The 15,272-nt window shown below is 66.4% G+C and carries 15 protein-coding genes, 1 tRNA gene and 1 pseudogene; 10 read left to right on the forward strand and 7 right to left on the reverse strand.

Annotation, left to right across the window (positions count from 1 at the left end; all coding sequences use genetic code 11):
• Positions 1 to 121: 121 nt before the first annotated feature.
• A complete protein-coding gene (locus NFL01S_RS20265; RefSeq protein WP_062977616.1) occupies positions 122 to 790 on the reverse strand; it encodes a YdcF family protein in 669 nt (222 codons plus the stop codon).
• 13 nt (positions 791 to 803) lie between these two features.
• A complete protein-coding gene (locus NFL01S_RS20270; protein ID WP_062977618.1) occupies positions 804 to 1,574 on the reverse strand; it encodes a GntR family transcriptional regulator in 771 nt (256 codons plus the stop codon).
• 294 nt (positions 1,575 to 1,868) lie between these two features.
• Between NFL01S_RS20270 and NFL01S_RS20275 the strand changes: the two genes are divergently transcribed.
• The 5 genes from NFL01S_RS20275 to NFL01S_RS20290 are packed head-to-tail and all read left to right on the forward strand — an operon-like array spanning position 1,869 to position 5,230.
• Positions 1,869 to 2,132 carry a hypothetical protein gene (locus NFL01S_RS20275; RefSeq protein ID WP_157116757.1) on the forward strand — a complete coding sequence of 88 codons (264 nt, stop codon included), beginning with the start codon at positions 1,869 to 1,871 and terminating at the stop codon, positions 2,130 to 2,132.
• Entirely contained in the window at positions 2,132 to 2,740 is a 609-nt protein-coding gene (locus NFL01S_RS37040) for a replication initiator (RefSeq protein ID WP_245670802.1), read from the forward strand. The genes NFL01S_RS20275 and NFL01S_RS37040 overlap by 1 nt, the downstream gene beginning before the upstream one ends.
• Entirely contained in the window at positions 2,656 to 3,792 is a 1,137-nt protein-coding gene (locus NFL01S_RS20280) for a replication initiator (protein ID WP_307615597.1), read from the forward strand. Before NFL01S_RS37040 ends, NFL01S_RS20280 begins: the two co-directional genes overlap by 85 nt.
• A 14-nt stretch (positions 3,793 to 3,806) precedes the next feature.
• Positions 3,807 to 4,013, forward strand: coding sequence for a helix-turn-helix domain-containing protein (locus tag NFL01S_RS20285; RefSeq protein ID WP_062977623.1), 207 nt, complete (start codon positions 3,807 to 3,809; stop codon positions 4,011 to 4,013).
• Complete coding sequence (locus NFL01S_RS20290; RefSeq protein WP_084493002.1) at positions 4,013 to 5,230, forward strand: tyrosine-type recombinase/integrase; 1,218 nt, start codon at positions 4,013 to 4,015, stop codon at positions 5,228 to 5,230. Before NFL01S_RS20285 ends, NFL01S_RS20290 begins: the two co-directional genes overlap by 1 nt.
• A gap of 27 nt (positions 5,231 to 5,257) precedes the next feature.
• Here the strand turns inward: NFL01S_RS20290 and NFL01S_RS20295 are convergent.
• A tRNA-Gly gene (locus NFL01S_RS20295) sits at positions 5,258 to 5,331 on the reverse strand.
• 89 nt (positions 5,332 to 5,420) lie between these two features.
• Complete coding sequence (locus NFL01S_RS20300; RefSeq protein WP_062977625.1) at positions 5,421 to 5,792, reverse strand: VOC family protein; 372 nt, start codon at positions 5,790 to 5,792, stop codon at positions 5,421 to 5,423.
• An 88-nt stretch (positions 5,793 to 5,880) separates the two neighbouring features.
• Between NFL01S_RS20300 and dcd the strand changes: the two genes are divergently transcribed.
• The gene (gene dcd, locus NFL01S_RS20305; protein WP_062977626.1) at positions 5,881 to 6,453 is read left to right on the forward strand and encodes a dCTP deaminase; all 573 of its coding nucleotides are present in this window, start codon (positions 5,881 to 5,883) and stop codon (positions 6,451 to 6,453) included.
• A 25-nt stretch (positions 6,454 to 6,478) separates the two neighbouring features.
• Here dcd and NFL01S_RS20310 read toward each other — a convergent pair whose 3' ends face one another.
• Positions 6,479 to 7,039 (reverse strand): TetR/AcrR family transcriptional regulator, encoded by a 561-nt coding sequence (locus tag NFL01S_RS20310; RefSeq protein WP_062977628.1) that lies wholly within the window; start codon positions 7,037 to 7,039, stop codon positions 6,479 to 6,481.
• A gap of 100 nt (positions 7,040 to 7,139) precedes the next feature.
• On the opposite strand from NFL01S_RS20310, the gene NFL01S_RS20315 reads away from it, so the two are divergent.
• A complete protein-coding gene (locus tag NFL01S_RS20315; protein WP_063916003.1) occupies positions 7,140 to 7,652 on the forward strand; it encodes a hypothetical protein in 513 nt (170 codons plus the stop codon).
• 137 nt (positions 7,653 to 7,789) lie between these two features.
• On the opposite strand, the gene NFL01S_RS20320 is transcribed toward NFL01S_RS20315, so the two are convergent.
• The gene (locus tag NFL01S_RS20320) at positions 7,790 to 8,230 is read right to left on the reverse strand and encodes a hypothetical protein (protein WP_245670805.1); all 441 of its coding nucleotides are present in this window, start codon (positions 8,228 to 8,230) and stop codon (positions 7,790 to 7,792) included.
• A gap of 243 nt (positions 8,231 to 8,473) precedes the next feature.
• Between NFL01S_RS20320 and NFL01S_RS20325 the strand changes: the two genes are divergently transcribed.
• The 3 genes and pseudogenes from NFL01S_RS20325 to NFL01S_RS20335 all read left to right on the forward strand — a co-directional run.
• Positions 8,474 to 9,841 (forward strand): NsdA family TPR-like regulatory protein, encoded by a 1,368-nt coding sequence (locus NFL01S_RS20325; RefSeq protein WP_062977632.1) that lies wholly within the window; start codon positions 8,474 to 8,476, stop codon positions 9,839 to 9,841.
• 84 nt (positions 9,842 to 9,925) lie between these two features.
• Positions 9,926 to 11,179: a pyridoxal phosphate-dependent aminotransferase gene (locus tag NFL01S_RS20330; RefSeq protein ID WP_062977634.1), complete on the forward strand. Its 1,254-nt coding sequence runs from the start codon at positions 9,926 to 9,928 to the stop codon at positions 11,177 to 11,179.
• Between the two features lie 320 nt (positions 11,180 to 11,499).
• Positions 11,500 to 12,771 (forward strand): annotated as a pseudogene (locus tag NFL01S_RS20335) (YibE/F family protein); the annotation flags it as partial.
• Between the two features lie 348 nt (positions 12,772 to 13,119).
• On the opposite strand, the gene NFL01S_RS37045 reads toward NFL01S_RS20335, so the two are convergent.
• Positions 13,120 to 15,270, reverse strand: coding sequence for a DUF7159 family protein (locus NFL01S_RS37045; RefSeq protein ID WP_245670807.1), 2,151 nt, complete (start codon positions 15,268 to 15,270; stop codon positions 13,120 to 13,122).
• Positions 15,271 to 15,272 lie beyond the last annotated feature (2 nt).

Raw genomic sequence — 15,272 nt, forward strand, 5'->3', positions numbered from 1 at the left:
TCCTATATAGCTAAATTCGGCAGCCGACCGCGTTGGGAACCGGAGAAGCAAACAAAAACGGCTGAGACCCTCCGTCTGATCGGAAGAGTCTCAGCCCGCGTGCTGCGGTGGTCGGCCGTGGTTACTCCGGGATTACCCGAGTAGTGAATCCGGCGTCGACGAGCCGTGAGTAGGCGTCGTGGACTGGTGTCGGCACGTCCTGCTCAACGGCCCAATCCTTCTGGGCGTACACCCAGATTCGCTGCGTATCCCCAACGAGCATGTTGATAACGCGGTCCGCGTCGCCGATGCTCTCGACGTACTCACTCAGCGGCAGCGGGAGCGACGAGCAAACCACGTCGACTTCGGGCCAACGCTTCCGGGCCATGGCGTAGCTACGCCGCTGCTGGTAGGGACGTGAAATCAGCATGATCGACTGGACCTGATCGAGTAGACCGTGCTGATCGAGAAGAGCGCGGGTGAAGTCGATGTTGTCGCCGGTGTTCGTGGCCTTGGGTTCCACGAGGATTGCCTCATCCGGAACGCCGAGCTCAAGAGCGTGTTCGCGATAGTGCACTGCTTCTCCCCGGGGGAACCGCTCGACGGTCGTCGGGGCGTTGGCACCGGTGAACACGATGCGGGGGAAGATTCCCGCGTTGTACAGGTTCGCGGTGTGGGTTGCTACTCCGAGGTCGTGGCTACCCAGCCCGATGCCGAGGTCGACCGGCCGGGCCTCGTGGTCCATGTGGTTGAAGTTCCAGAGGGTTTCGACGTCGGCTCGAAGTTCGGCGGGCAGGGTTGCGGTCGGCATCGGAGATGTCCTCTCAGTCCGGAAGTTTGAAGTCGTATGTCCAGGCGAATCGGGAGGCCGCGTGCACCCCGCGGGCAAACTCGATCAGCTCGTTTCCAGCGGTGTAGGTCTTGCGAACGAGGATCATTACCGGCTCTCCGGAGGGCAACTCGAGGGCTGCTGCCTCATCGGGTGTCGGCATCCTGGCGCAGATCGTCTCGGACATGTGGTCGGGCTCGTATCCCTGCAAGGTGAGGACGGCGAATCCGCCACCTTTGCCGGCCGGACCTGCTGTCGGGTCGACCAGCGGGGTTCCCTCGACATGTTCCGGACGGTAGTAGCTGGTGAGGGAGTGTGTCGGCTTGCCTGCATCACGGACGAGTCGTCTGCGTTCATAGACCTGGGCACCTGCGGTCAGCCCGAATGCTTCGGCCGTCTCGGCGTCGGCTTCGACCAACTGCACGGTGTTCGTCTGGTCGGTCGGCTTCCATGTCCTGCCGGATGCCTCCCGGTCGGCCGCGAACGCAACGGTGTTCCCGAACTTCCACTTGCTCTTCGCGTAGCGCTCGATCCCGAGCCGACGCATTGGAGGGCGGTCCCGAACGACTGTCCCGCGTCGACGGATCGGCGTGACCAGACCTTCGGCGTCAAGCAGTCCGATGGCCTGCCGGACCGTCTTGATGTTCACGTCATAGTGAGCCGCGATCTCGTCCTGCTTGGGCAGCGTCGAACCAGGTAGATACTCGCCCGCTTGGATGGCTGCGCGCAGGCTGGCCGCTAGTTCGCGGTATCCAGTGGTTCCCATCGGGCCTGCCTCTTCCTGTGTGCGTGCGATCCATTAAGGGTGGCTCTAAATGTAGCAATCCATACTTTCGGCCAATTAGAGCTGGTTCTATTGACGGTTGACCGCTGTTTACCGCCCTAATAGAGCTAGTTCTAATTCAGTGTCCGAAGTCACCCGGAGGGCGTCATGCAGGTCAGGGCAATCCAGAACGCGAATGTTCTTCGTCCATCGCGGTTGAATGCGGCGGGATGCTGCATCTACTGCCTTGGCCGGCACTGCCAGAACGCGCGGTGTGTATCCCAGTTCGCGGAGTCGGTGTGGGAGACCTGCACCCGCTGCGGCGGCACCGAGTACCTGAACGGTCACGTGGACCCGGAAACGGCCTCGACACGCTGCGACTGCATCCAGGGCCTGACGGAGGCCGAGTTTCCCGCATCGGTCGCGGAGGTCGTGGAACTGGACCGGGTGCGCGCGTCCGAGCCGGTGAAGACTTCGCGGCTGGCCTACGGCTCGGTGGGTCCGGTGATGTATGAGTCCTGGCCCGCTGGAGGTGGCGCTCCGAAGCGGTGGATGGCCTGATGACGGCGACGGTGACGGATCTCGCGTCGGCGGCGGATCGGAAGACGGCAGCGGAGCGGCGAGCAGAACTCAATCTTGTCGAACTGGCTCAGGCGATGGCCGAGAAGCAAGGTGTCTGCCGCCGTCCGCTGCCGATGCTGGCGACCACTGAAGGCGACGGCACCAAGTACATCGGGACGCCGTGCAAATCGACTCTTGAGTGCGTGTGCCCTGCGCGTGCCGCCCGCGCTCGTCTCTTGCGTATCCAGCAGGCCCATGAGGGCTGGCACATCAAGGAGGAACCGGTAGTGGAGAAGAAGGAACCGACCGAGCAGCAGGCCGAACTGCTCAAGGCTCGGGCGGTGATGGCCGAGTCCTACCAGCAGGCCCGCGACGACGGCGACGAAGAGATGATGGCCGGTATCCGTGAGGTGGTGGAAGACCTCGACGCGGAGCTCCGGGAGACCGGTATCCGGGGCAAGCTCCGAGCCTGGATCCGAAACCGAAAGCGGTCCGCAAACGGACTACTCGTCGTCAGCAGCCGGTGCCGGACCTGCCGCGTAAGAAGGTCGGTAAGACCACTATCGGACGGGTGTATGCGGGCAAGTACCGGCCGTCACTGTTCCTGACGCTCACCCTGCCCTCGTATGGCCGGGTCGGCCCGGACGGTGCTCCGATCAACATGGACACCTACGACTACCGCCAAGCCGCCCGCGACACCATCCACTTCGCGGCCCTGTTCGATCGGTTCATCCAGAACTACGGTCGTGCTTCCGGTAGAGATATCCAGTACTTCGCCACCGTCGAACCCCAGCGCCGGGGAGCTCCGCATATCCACATCGGGATCCGGGGCACCGACCCGAAAGACCTCATCCGCCAGTTGGCGGCCGCGACGTATCACCAGGTGTGGTGGCCGCACTTCAACGAGATGACCTACCCCGACCGGCTCCCCCAGTGGGACTACCAGATACAGGCGTTCGTGGACCCCGACACCCGCGAACCGGTCCCCACCTGGAACCAGGTCCTCGACCTCATGGATTCGGTGGATGAGCTGGAACCCGCGCACGTGGTCCGCTTCGGGCAACAGGTCGACGTCAAGGGCATCCTCGGCGGCACCGAGCAAGCGAACCGGCATATCGGGTACCTGACCAAGTACCTCACCAAGTCCATCGGGGACGTGATCGAACCGCAGTCGCAGCGGGCGACCGACCACTACGACCGGCTCCACGCCGAACTGTGCAAGACACCGTGCTCTCCGTCGTGTGGGATCTGGTTCCGCTACGGCGTCGTACCGAAGGGTGCTACCGCGAAGACTCAGCCGGGCGTGTGCAAGGGCAAGGCGCATCGTCGGGAAACGCTTGGGTTGCGGGGTCGTCGGGTGCTGGTGTCGCAGAAGTGGACCGGCAAAGAACTGGCCGACCACAAGGCCGATCGCGCGGAGTTCGTTCGGCAGCGTCTCGCTGAGGCCGGAATGCCGATGGATCAGGTGAAACGGATGGTCATCACCCCGGTAGAGCCCGGCGACCCGAACGTGCCACCCCGCGAGCACCTGATCATGCAGTTGGTGGCGCAAAAGCTCAGTCAACGCGCGGAATACAACCGCGCCATGCTTGCCGATCCACCGGATATGCCGGCCGAATCAATTGCTTCAGATCATGACTCGTCGGACTCAGCGGCGTAGGGGAGGGGTTTGAGATGGAAGTTCGTTCGGAATACTTGAGTGTGGCTGAGGCTGCCGTCTATTTGGGTACCGGTGTCCGGTTCATTCGGCGGCTGGTGGCTGAGCGTCGAGTGGTGTTCTACAAGGTCGGCGGTCACGTCCGGTTCAAGGTCTCGGACCTGGAGGCATACGCCCAGGCGGGTCGCGTCGATGCTGCTCCGGCGTATCAGGTGGCGTCCTGATGGCCGGTAAACGTGGGTTCGGCAGTGTGCGAAAGCTGCCGTCTGGCCGGTGGCAGGCTCGCTACCGTGGCCCGGATGGGCAGATGCGCCCGGCGCCCCGGACGTTCGAGACGAAGAAGTCGGCCGAACAGTGGTTGTCCACGACCGAAGTGCAGATTTTGCAAGGCGATTGGATCGCCCCGGAGCGGGGCAAGATTCCGGTCAAGACGTACATGGAACGCTGGATCGCTCAGCGTCCCGGACTGCGGCCGAAGACCACCCAGCTCTACGAGTGGTTGTTGCGGGCGCATATCGCACCGACCGAACTCGGTGGTACGGCACTCGGCAAGCTGACCACGCCTATGGTTCGGCAATGGCGGGCAGGCCGGATTGAGGCGGGCGTTTCCGAGATCGCGACGGCGAAGGCGTATCGGCTCCTGCGGGCGGCGCTGAACACGGCGGTAGATGAGGACAAGATTATTCCTCGCAATCCGTGCCGGGTGCGCGGTGCCGACAAGGAGAACAGCCCCGAGCGGCCGGTGCTGACGGTCAGTCAGGTGTTCAGGATTGCGGGCGCGGTTCCCGAGCGGTACCGGGTCCTTGTGTTGCTCTCGGCGTTCTGCTCCCTGCGCTGGGGTGAGGCGTCGGCGCTGCTTCGTGGTGACTTCTCCGACGATGCGTCATCGGTCCGGATCACCAAAGCGCTGGTGGAGGTCTCGGGTAAGGGGCTGATCGTGGCTGGCCCGAAGTCGCGCGCCGGCATACGGACCCTGACCGTTCCGGAGGCGATTCGGCGCGATGTCCTGGAGCACTTCGATGCCTACGTCCCGGGCTCTCCGGTTTCGTACGTGTTCACCGGTCTCCGCGGTAACCCGCTGCGCCGGTCGAACTTCGATCAGAACGTTCAGTGGAACAAGACTATGGCGCGGCTTGGGTTGGCCGGCGTCCACTTCCACGATCTCCGCCATGCCGGGAATCTGTGGGCGTCCAAGTCCGGGATGTCGACCAGGGATCTCATGGCGCGGATGGGGCACGACGATATGCGGGCGGCACTGATCTACCAGCGGGCTACCGATGACGCGCAACGTCGAATCGCTGACGATCTGTCGCGGATGGGCACAGCAGTACCGAGAGGGTCAAACCGGGGCGTAGTGGCACGTGTGTGGCACAGCGGCATCGTGGGATGTGACCGGACCGGAAACCCAGCACTGAGAAGGTGGAGCAAATGGCGCGGGTGACCAGCGCGGATATCGGGTATGTGATGGTGGAGCCGGTGACGGGAATCGAACCCGCGCCGTCTGCTTGGGAAGCAGAAGTTCTGCCATTGAACTACACCGGCGGTACGCCTGTCGGCGCGAAGGCGAGCTTAGCAGAGGGCCGACCCGGGACCGAAATCTTTCGTGGATTCCGGCCCCGGTGAACGTGGGCTCAGGCCTCGGACCAGACGCCGAGCTGGTTGCCGCTGGGGTCGGTGAAGTGGAAGCGGCGGCCGCCGGGGAAGTCGAAGGGGCCTTCGGTGACCGTGCCGCCGGCGGCGCCGACGGCACGCAGGCTGGTGTCGAGGTCGTTCGAATACAGCAGGACCAGGGGCCCGCCGGTGTGGACTTCGGAGCCTGCGGCCAGGCCGCCCGCTTCGCCTTCGCTGCCGTCGAAACGGCGGATACCGGTGTACTCGGGGCCGTAGTCGTTGAATTCCCAGCCGAACGCCGACCGGTAGAAGCTGCGGGCGGCGTCCATATCGGTGACGGTGAGTTCGATGTAGTCGATGCCGTGGTGGGTGTGCGCACTGGTCTCTGACATGGGTGGAGTATGCCCGCGGGGTGTGACAGGAAACAGCGCTGCCGGACCGGGATCTACCTGCCCGGATCGCGGTCGCTACGCTCGTGGCGTGCTGCTTTCCGATCGTGATATCCGGGCGGAGTTCGCCGCCGGGCGGCTCGGGCTCGAACCGTTCGAGGACAACCTGATCCAGCCGTCCAGTATCGACGTGCGGCTGGACCGGATGTTCCGGGTGTTCAACAACACCCGCTACACCCATATCGACCCGGCGCAGCGCCAGGACGAGCTGACGAGCCTGGTGGAGCCCGCGGCGGGTGAACCGTTCGTGCTGCATCCGGGGGAGTTCGTGCTCGGGTCCACGCTGGAGGTGTGCAGCCTGCCCGACGATCTGGCGGGCCGGTTGGAGGGTAAGTCGAGTCTGGGCCGGTTGGGGTTGCTCACCCATTCGACGGCCGGGTTCATCGATCCCGGGTTCAGTGGGCACATCACCCTGGAGCTGTCGAATGTGGCGAACCTGCCCATCACGTTGTGGCCGGGGATGAAGATCGGGCAGTTGTGCCTGTTCCGGCTGACCAGCCCGGCGGAGAATCCCTACGGTAGCGCCGGTACGGGGTCGAAGTATCAAGGGCAGCGAGGGCCGACCCCGTCGCGGGCTTATCTGAACTTTTCCTTGCCGAGCTAGCGCGCTTCCGGGTCTGGTCAGCGAATCAGGCCTCGGCCGTGCCGAGGACGATATCGGCGATGTGTGCCAGGACCGCGTTGTGGTCGAGGCCGTCGAGGCGGTCGGCGACGAGGAAATGCATTCCGATGCGGGTGGAGAACGCGAGCAGGCTGCGGGCTTCGACCTCGACCGGGTCGGTGAAGTAGGTGCCGATCATCTCGCGCAACAGGTCCATTCGCTGATTGTCGACCCGGCGCAGCCGGTCGGCGACGTTCTCGTCGCGGCGGGCCCAGTCGCGTACGGCGAGGTCGAGGGGGAGCAGTTCGGCGGAGAGGGTGAGTGCGCCGGCCCGCTGGATCTTGGTTCGCGCGTCGCCACCGTCGCGGGTGATGCGGTCGAGTACCTCGTCGATACTGCGGCGCTCCCAGGTGTCGAGCATGGCTTCGAGCAGGGCGTTGCGGTCGGCGAAGTGACCGTAGAAGCCGCCCTTGGTGACGCCGAGTGCTTTGGCGAGCGTTTCGACGCGGACGGCGTCGGGGCCGCCGCGGGCCAGCGCGCGCAGTCCTTCGTCGATCCAGTCGGCACTGGGTGTGCGTGCCGTGCCCATGGTCGTTTCTCCCTTCGTCACGCAGCGGTCTATACGGCGCCGTATATTTCCGCTAGCGTTGATATACGCCACCGTATATCAATCAGAGGGAGACGCGGAGATGACTGACAGTTCCCCGATTCGCAGAGCCGAAGACCATGCCGATCCGGTCGCGTTCCAGCAGCACGACATCACCGAATCGGCCAGAGCGCACAGCACGATGGCCGACTACCACTACGCCGATCAGTTCGTGCTGCCCACGAAAGCGGACGCAACCGGAACTCCGGAAGAATGGGCGCACGTGGCGCTCGGCGAGGTCGCCGGCCGTGGCGGCCAGTTGATCTGGCGCGGGCTGCTGGGATTGCGGCTCGCGCGGCGATCCGCGCCGGAGCAGGTGGCCGGATGGCCGATCGTCGAACGCGGCGATACCTGGATAACCCTCGCGGCCCCGTCGTGGATGCTCACCGGAAACCTGGTGTTCGAGGTCGGCGCCGAGAGCGTTTCGCTGGTCACCTTCATCCGCTATGAACGACCGATCGGTAAATGGATCTGGACCCGCGCGGCCCGCGCCCATCGCCGCCTCGCGCCGGGGCTGCTGGCCGATGCGCAACGGGTGCTGCGAACACGTTTGTGATACCGGGCCGGCGGGGCAGGCCGGCCCGGTATCCCGGTGGCTGTACTGGACAGCCGGTCCCGCGGTCACCCGTCGGCGCCGCGGGCGGGCTACGACCGGCATGCCTTGTGAGCTGCCGGACGTAGCCCCATCCCCGGTCATTCCCGGTTGCCGCCCGCCAGGAGTGCGGCATTGATCACCGAGGACAGTGGTGGTAGCAGGCCGTCACGTTCGGGCGGTACCACCCAGTTGCAGCCTTCCCGGTTCCAGCGGCCCATCCCCGTGGGCAGCATGACCGCGCTGCCCACCCCGGGAATATCGATATCGATGCGGTGCAGCATCTCCACCACTTCGGGATCGGGCCGGCGATCCGGATAGGCCACGAAGCTCCAGCGAATCTGCCGGGCCAGCACCGGAACCCGGATATCCCGGGAGTTCAGCAGTTCGCGGACGGCGCGGGCGCGTTCGGTGGGTAGGTGGATGACACAGGCCCGGCTGGTGATCGGCAGCATCACGAAGCCGCCGCGTTCGGTGGCCGGTAAACCGAATTCGTGACGGTAGTAGGCGGCCCAGTCGTCGACCGTTCTGAGCTTTTCCACATTCACGGTGAATCCCCTTGCCTCCCTGGCGTGCCGGGCCTCCCTGGCGTGCCGAGCCACGGCCGGTGGCGGTTTCGCTTCTGCCCTTCCAGGATCCCGCGAGAACCGGCGTGCCGGAACCGCCTCCGCGCTCTCGTTCCACTGCCCTTGCGCTGCCATTCGCCGCGGTAGCGAAATTCCTTGTGGTTGCAGTCACATTCGGCTCGTACTCTTGGGAGGAAATCGTTCGGAAAGGGTGACAACGTGGTCGGCCAATGGTCTGGAAAGGAGGCCCGGGCGCTTCGCGAGGCCAAACGGATGAGCATCCGGGAGTTCGCGGCACATCTGGGTGTGCACGAACGACTGGTGTCCAAATGGGAGGCCGGAGGCGACCGGGTGCATCCGCGTCCCGTCAACCAGGCTGCTCTCGATACCTGCCTGGCCAGGTCCGATGATGTCGAGCGGGGCCGGTTCGCCGCATTGACAGCCGACGCCCCTGTTTCCGGCCCCGGCGGGCATACCGCGGTGCGTGGAAGTTATTCCAATGACGCCGAACTCCTGGCCCTCATCGACAGCGGTGCGGTGCGCGGGGAGGGGTCGGCGGCGATTTCGGAGAGGGATCTGATCATGGCGGCAGCACACGAAGCGAGTGATCACGCGGGCCGGGCCGAGGCGACGAATATCGGCGCCAGCACCTTGGAGCAGCTCGACGCGGATGTCACCCGGATCGCCAACGACTACGTGCACACGCCGCCGATGCCGATGATGGTGGAGATGCTGCGGGTGCGCCGCCGGGTGTACCGGCTGCTGGAGGGGCATCAGCGCCCATCCGATACCAGTCATCTATATCTGCTGGCGGGTTCGCTGTCGGGTTTGCTCGCCAACGCGAGCACCGATCTGGGATACCTGGACGCGGCCGGTGAACAGATCCGGGCGGCCTGGGCGTACGGGGAGATCTGCGGTCACAACGGGCTGCGAGCGTGGGCGCGGGGGATGCACGCGCTGATCGAGTACTGGTCCGAACGGCCACATCGGGCGCTTGCGCTGGCACAGAGCGGACAGCAGTACGCGGATTCGGCCACCGCCGCGGTGCGGTTGCACAATATCGAGGCGCGGATCTGGTCGAAGATCGGTAGTGCCGCCGATACCGAACGCTGTATCCGGGCCGCCGCCGCGGCGAGCGAGGGCCCGGCCACCGACAGCCTGCACGACGAGGTAGGCGGGGTGTTCGGCTTCGCCGAGGCGAAGGCCAGCTACTACGCGGGCGCCACCTATATCCATCTCGGTCTCGCCGAACCCGCGCTGGCCGCCACGGAACGGACGATCGAGCTGTATCGCAGCGGTCCGGCGCGGCAGCGTTCCTACGGCGCCGAAGCGCTGGCCCGGGTCGATTCGGCGGCCGCGCACCTGATCAACGGCAGCCTCGACGGCGCGGCCGAGGCGCTGTCGCCGGTGCTCGAACTGGCCGAGGACAAGCGCATCGCACAACTCGAGGAACGGCTCACCGGCGTCCGCCGGCGGATCTGCGCTCCCACCTACCGTGGAGTCGCGCAGGCCCGGTCCTTGGACGAGCAGATCGAGGAATTCTGCGGTTCGACGCCCACCCGCAGTCTGCCTCCGGGGGCCGGGTGAGGCCGCCGCGCGCCCGCTTCCTGCGGTAACCGTACGGCCACGGGCCGGGGCCGGGCCCGATAACCCCTTGCCCCTGGTGGCACCATGGATCGGGTGAGTACTGGCCATTCGCATCCCGCCCCCCGGATTCTGGAGCAGTCGAAGAAGCTGCAGAACGTCGTCTACGAGATTCGTGGACCGGTACACGCACATGCGGCACGGCTGGAGGCCGAGGGGCATCGGATCCTGAAGCTCAATATCGGCAATCCGGCGCCGTTCGGCTTCGAGGCGCCCGATGTGATCGTGCGGGATATGATCGCCGCCCTGCCGAACGCGCAGGGCTATTCGGAGTCCAAGGGGATACTGTCCGCGCGGCGGGCGATCGTCACCCGATACGAGCTGGTACCGGGCTTCCCGGAGCTGGATGTCGACAGTGTGTACCTGGGCAACGGCGTTTCCGAGTTGATCACCATCACGATGCAGGCACTGCTGGACAACGGTGACGAGGTACTGATCCCGGCCCCCGACTATCCACTCTGGACGGCCATGACCAGCCTGGCCGGCGGTACGCCGGTGCACTACCTGTGCGATGAGAGCAACGGCTGGCAGCCCGATATCGCCGATCTCGAAGCCAAGATCACCGACCGGACCAAGGCCCTGCTGGTGATCAACCCGAACAACCCGACCGGGGCGGTGTACTCCGCGGAGGTCCTGCAACAACTGGTGGACCTGGCCCGTAAGCATCGGCTGCTGCTGCTCGCGGACGAGATCTACGACAAGATCCTCTATGACGACGCCAAGCATATTTCGCTGGCGACACTCGCGCCGGACCTGCTGTGCCTGACCTTCAACGGCCTGTCCAAGGCCTACCGGGTGGCGGGTTACCGGTCGGGTTGGCTGGCGATCACGGGTCCGAAGGACCATGCGGCCGGCTTTCTCGAGGGAATCGATCTGCTCGCCTCCTCGCGGTTGTGCCCGAATGTACCGGCGCAGCACGCGATCCAGGTCGCCTTGGGCGGCTACCAGAGCATCGAGGATTTGATCCTGCCGGGTGGGCGCTTGCTCGAGCAGCGGGATATGGCCTGGGAACGATTGAACGCCATTCCCGGCGTGTCGTGCGTCAAACCCAAAGGCGCGCTGTATGCATTCCCTAGGCTGGATCCCGAAGTTCACGAGATCCACGACGACGAGAAGCTGGTTCAGGACCTGTTGCTCCAGGAGAAGATCCTGATGGTGCAGGGCACCGGTTTCAACTGGCCCGACCACGATCATCTGCGCATCGTGACCCTGCCCTGGGCTCGCGATCTGGCGGTTGCCATCGAGCGTTTCGGCAACTTCCTGGCGAGTTACCGCCAGTAGCGGGGTGGCCGATCCTGGGCGAAAACAGACCTCTCGTCCGGATTATGGCCAATTTTCTGAACCTACTGGCACAAAACCGGATCGTATGTGTACAGTGGGCCTCGGCACTTCGAGTGCCCGGCCAGGTTGTCTACCCCCCCTGGGCAACCTGGTCCTCGGGTTAGGCCGCCTACCCCCCTGGGCGCCTGCCCCCGGGCGGCGGAGACATCCCCCTGCTCTCCGCCGCCCCTTCCCGAGTTCCCCCGCAGGTTGCCGAATCCCCAGCGTAGGCCACATCCGTAGGCCGAGTGGCACTCCGCGAATCCTCTAGGCTGAGCCGCGTGAGCGACCACCATCACCATCACGATCACTCCCGGCCGATCGCCATCGGTGCTACCGCCGCCCGCGTGGTGGTCGGATTGCTGATCGCGATCGGCGCCGTCGTGGTCGTCGCCACCATCGCGCTGTGGCCCGACCGGCAACAGGTCGATATCCCGCTGCCCATGCAGAACGCCGACGGTTCGGCGGTGGTCACCGAAGCCGGAACTGTGATCCGCCAAGACCTCGGCGCCTGCGGTAGTCCTTCCATCGGCCGGGTTTTCGACGATGAACCGGCACCGCCGCCCATGCAGGTCTACGACTGCCAGCGCAGCCTGATCGCCATCGAGTCCGGTCCGCATGCCGGTAAGCACACGCTGCTGGAAATCGCGCCGGGACCGGGCCAGCCCGATCTGGCGGCCGGCGACGAACTTCGTATCGTGCGGCAGGACGCGCCGGACGGGACGCCACTGTATTCGTTCGACGACTACGCCCGCGGGTTCCCGCTCAGCATCATTTTCCTCGCGTTCGTGGTGGTGATCGTCGTGATCGCGCGCTGGCGCGGTGTCCGGGCAATCCTCGGACTGGGGTTCGCCTTCGCCGTCCTGGTGATGTTCCTGCTACCGGCCCTGCTCGACGGCAAACCCGCGATACCGGTTGCGCTGGTGGCCGGTTCACTGATCTTGTACGCGGTGCTGTACCTCGCACACGGAGTGAATCTGCGCACCAGTTCGGCACTGCTGGGGACATTGACGTCGATGGTCATCGCCGCGGTGCTGTCCTGGATCGTCATCGAGGCGACCACGCTCACCGGTCTGTCCGAAGAACAGAACACGAATGTCGCCACCTACATCGAGCACGTGAGCATCACCGGGTTGCTGCTGGCCGGTTTCATCATCGGCTCGCTCGGTGTGCTCAACGATGTCACCATCACGCAGGCCTCGGCGGCCTTCGAACTCGCCGAACTCGACAAGAGTGCCACGCGGGGAGAGATATTCGCGGCGGCGATGCGAGTCGGACGCGACCATATCGCCAGCACCGTGTACACCCTGGTACTCGCCTATGCGGGTGGTGCACTGCCGCTGCTGCTGCTGTTCAGTGTGGCCGGCCGGCCCATCCGGGATGTGCTGGTGGGCGATGCCGTCGCGATCGAGATCGCGAGGTCCGCCGTCGGCGGTATCTGCCTGGCGCTCTCGGTGCCGCTGACTACGGGGATCGCGGTGCTGCTCGCCCGCCCGTTCGGTACCTCGAAACCGCCGGCACCTGCGCGTAAGGCCAAGGCGGGCCGCCACACCGATACCGGCAGCCACCGCACGGTTCCCCGGCCGGAAACAGAGCCCGAAACCGGACCGCGGCGCCGGGCCGAACGCGACTATCAACCGTGGCCGACCACCGGTGACCAGCCCCGTGTCCGGCGTCCGGGGCCCACCGACCCCCGCTCGGGTCCACGTTCCGCCACCGACCCTCGGCAACCCGGTGGACCGAGATCACCGCGCACCGGCCCGCAGACTCCCGGCCGGCAACAACAGGGATCCCCGCAACCGGGGCCGCGGCAGCCGTGGAATCCGCAGCAGCGGCTCGGCGGCGGGCCTCTGCCTCCGGGCCGGCGACCGGAACAGGGCTACGGCCGGGACTGACGGTAGTCAGCGTTCAGCAGGGGTGGGGCGCGGAAAGGGAAGCGCCTCCGGCGGGATGGTCGGTACGACGATCGGCGGCAGGCCCGGGACCTGGAAGGTGTTCGGGCCGGCGGTGGTCGTCGGGGTTTCGGTCTCCGGCTGGTAGACCGGCGGCGGCTCGGCCAGGGGTGCGTGCTCGGCCCGCGTCGTGGTAGCGCTCGGTGGTGCGGTGGTGGCGGGCGGTGTGCTCGCCGAGGTGGTCGGCGGCGGTGAAGACTCTTGTACGTTGGCCGAATCCTGGCTGAACATATGCTGCCCGTACCCGAGGCCGATACCGATCGATGCGACCACCACCAGTGCACTCACCGCCACCATCGCCGCGCTGATCTCCCGGGTAGGACGTTGTGGCGGCTCGTCGAACGAACGGCGCGGCAACAGTTTCGCCGGAAGTCGCAACGCAACGGTGGGGGGATCCTCCTCCGGCGACAGCCGCGGCACCGGGGTGCCGGTCGGGCGCGGTAGCGCGGCGGCCGGTGCGGGCTGGTCGCCTTTCGGTTCCTCGCTCGGCCGCGGACTCGTGGATCCGGTGCCCGCAAGTGTGCTCGGGGCACCGGTCGGTGGTCCGAAAATACCCTCCTGCGGTATCGGGAGATCGGGGCGGGAATGATCCGAGCCCGGCGCGGACAGCCGATTCGCGGTGCCGGAGTCGGGCGGTGCGGTGGTGGAGCCGGGGCCGGGGCCCGGTGCGGAGTCGGCTGCGGCCGGGGCGAGGCCGGGCAGTGCCGTGATGGACCGGGGCGATGTATCGGTGGAACCGGACTGTGCCGTGGTGGCGCCGGGCGCCGCGGTGTCGTAGCCGGAAACTGCCGGCCCGAAGAGTGTGGTGGTGGGCTGGGGAAGTCCGCTGTGGGTGCCGGATAGCGTTGTGGTGGCGCCGGTCGGCGTGGGGGGTGCCGCCTGGTCTTCCGGTTGCGCCGCTGTGGTGCCGGGCGGTTGGTCGTCGGTGTCGGGATGGGTGGGTGATCCACCGGCGAGGGCCGCCGCGGCAGCGGGATGGGCCGATATCGCGCCGTCGCCGTGGATGGAGGCCGACGCACCGGTGCCGTCCATACGTCCGCTCACGCCGGGGATCGGGGTGGAAGTGCCGGGGATCGTGTCACCCGGGGTGGACTGCAGCGGGTGGCGGCCGCCGTCTTCGGCGTGCCCGGGAGCGGCGCCGGTCCGCGCGGTGCCTTCGGCAGCGGGGGTACGGGATTCGGCACCCTGGGCGGTATCACTCGAGTGCGCCGGCTCGACGGACTTCGCGATATGTGTCCTGCCGGCCAGCAGCGCCGCGCCGCGGGCGGTCGCCGTCTCCGGTTCCGGCGGTACCAGGACCGGCATATCCACGGCGTCGCGCAGCGCCCGGCTCACCAGCGGGATACGCATACCGCCGCCGACCGCCAGCACCGCCTGCACCGGCCGGCCCGATCGTTCGACGACCTCCCGGGTGGCGCGGGCGGCGGTTTCCACGGCGCGGGAGATCAGCGCGGTGAAATTCTCTTGGGTGAGCAGTACCGGTCCGTAACTGCTGGGCAGGGCGACCGCGTTACCCGCCGAGAGCCGCTCCTTGGCCGATCGGCACAGTGCGTCGAGTTCGGCGAGCCCGGCCGGGTCCGGCGGATGGGCGATCCGGCCGGAGTTGATCTGCTGTTCCCGGATCAGCGAATCGAAGTATTCGCCGCTGATATCGCCGGTGCGTTCGGTGTGCCGGACCTGCCGGGTGGAAATATCCACCACCGTCACGGAGAGGCCGGAGGCGCCGAGATCGAAAACTGCGAGCGAGGACACATCCTTGAGGGCGCCGGAGGCGGCGGCGAATTCCACGACGGCGTCGATATCCGGGACGATCTCGTAATTGCCGAGGGCGTGCTCGGCCATCGCCGTATGCAAGGCGCGGGCCTGCTGCTCGTCGCGGCAGGCCAGCACGGTGGAAGTGATGGTGCGGTTCGAGTTCAGGGCCGCCGCGACCGACAGCGCGGCGCGTTCGGCGCTGGGGGTTTCGGGTGGCACCACGAAGGTGCGTAGTTCGAAGGAATCGGGTACGCCGGAATCGGGTACTGAGCCGGGCTCGCCCGCAGGAGGGCGCGCCAGGCGGATCGCGCCGGCCCCCACCGACACTCCCAGTACTGAACTCATCG

The sequence above is a fragment of the Nocardia flavorosea NBRC 108225 genome (assembly GCF_001613385.1).
Lineage (GTDB): Bacteria > Actinomycetota > Actinomycetes > Mycobacteriales > Mycobacteriaceae > Nocardia > Nocardia flavorosea.

Excerpts from the sequence above, each read along its gene's own strand:
- NFL01S_RS20300 (WP_062977625.1), bottom strand. The coding sequence starts at position 5,792 with ATGTCAGAGACCAGTGCGCACACCCACCACGGCATCGACTACATCGAA.
- NFL01S_RS20270 (WP_062977618.1), bottom strand. The coding sequence starts at position 1,574 with ATGGGAACCACTGGATACCGCGAACTAGCGGCCAGCCTGCGCGCAGCC.
- NFL01S_RS20330 (WP_062977634.1), top strand. The coding sequence starts at position 9,926 with ATGGATCGGGTGAGTACTGGCCATTCGCATCCCGCCCCCCGGATTCTG.
- NFL01S_RS20290 (WP_084493002.1), top strand. The coding sequence starts at position 4,013 with ATGGCCGGTAAACGTGGGTTCGGCAGTGTGCGAAAGCTGCCGTCTGGC.
- NFL01S_RS20315 (WP_063916003.1), top strand. The coding sequence starts at position 7,140 with ATGACTGACAGTTCCCCGATTCGCAGAGCCGAAGACCATGCCGATCCG.
- NFL01S_RS37040 (WP_245670802.1), top strand. The coding sequence starts at position 2,132 with ATGACGGCGACGGTGACGGATCTCGCGTCGGCGGCGGATCGGAAGACG.
- NFL01S_RS20285 (WP_062977623.1), top strand. The coding sequence starts at position 3,807 with ATGGAAGTTCGTTCGGAATACTTGAGTGTGGCTGAGGCTGCCGTCTAT.
- NFL01S_RS20310 (WP_062977628.1), bottom strand. The coding sequence starts at position 7,039 with ATGGGCACGGCACGCACACCCAGTGCCGACTGGATCGACGAAGGACTG.
- NFL01S_RS20265 (WP_062977616.1), bottom strand. The coding sequence starts at position 790 with ATGCCGACCGCAACCCTGCCCGCCGAACTTCGAGCCGACGTCGAAACC.
- NFL01S_RS37045 (WP_245670807.1), bottom strand. The coding sequence starts at position 15,270 with ATGAGTTCAGTACTGGGAGTGTCGGTGGGGGCCGGCGCGATCCGCCTG.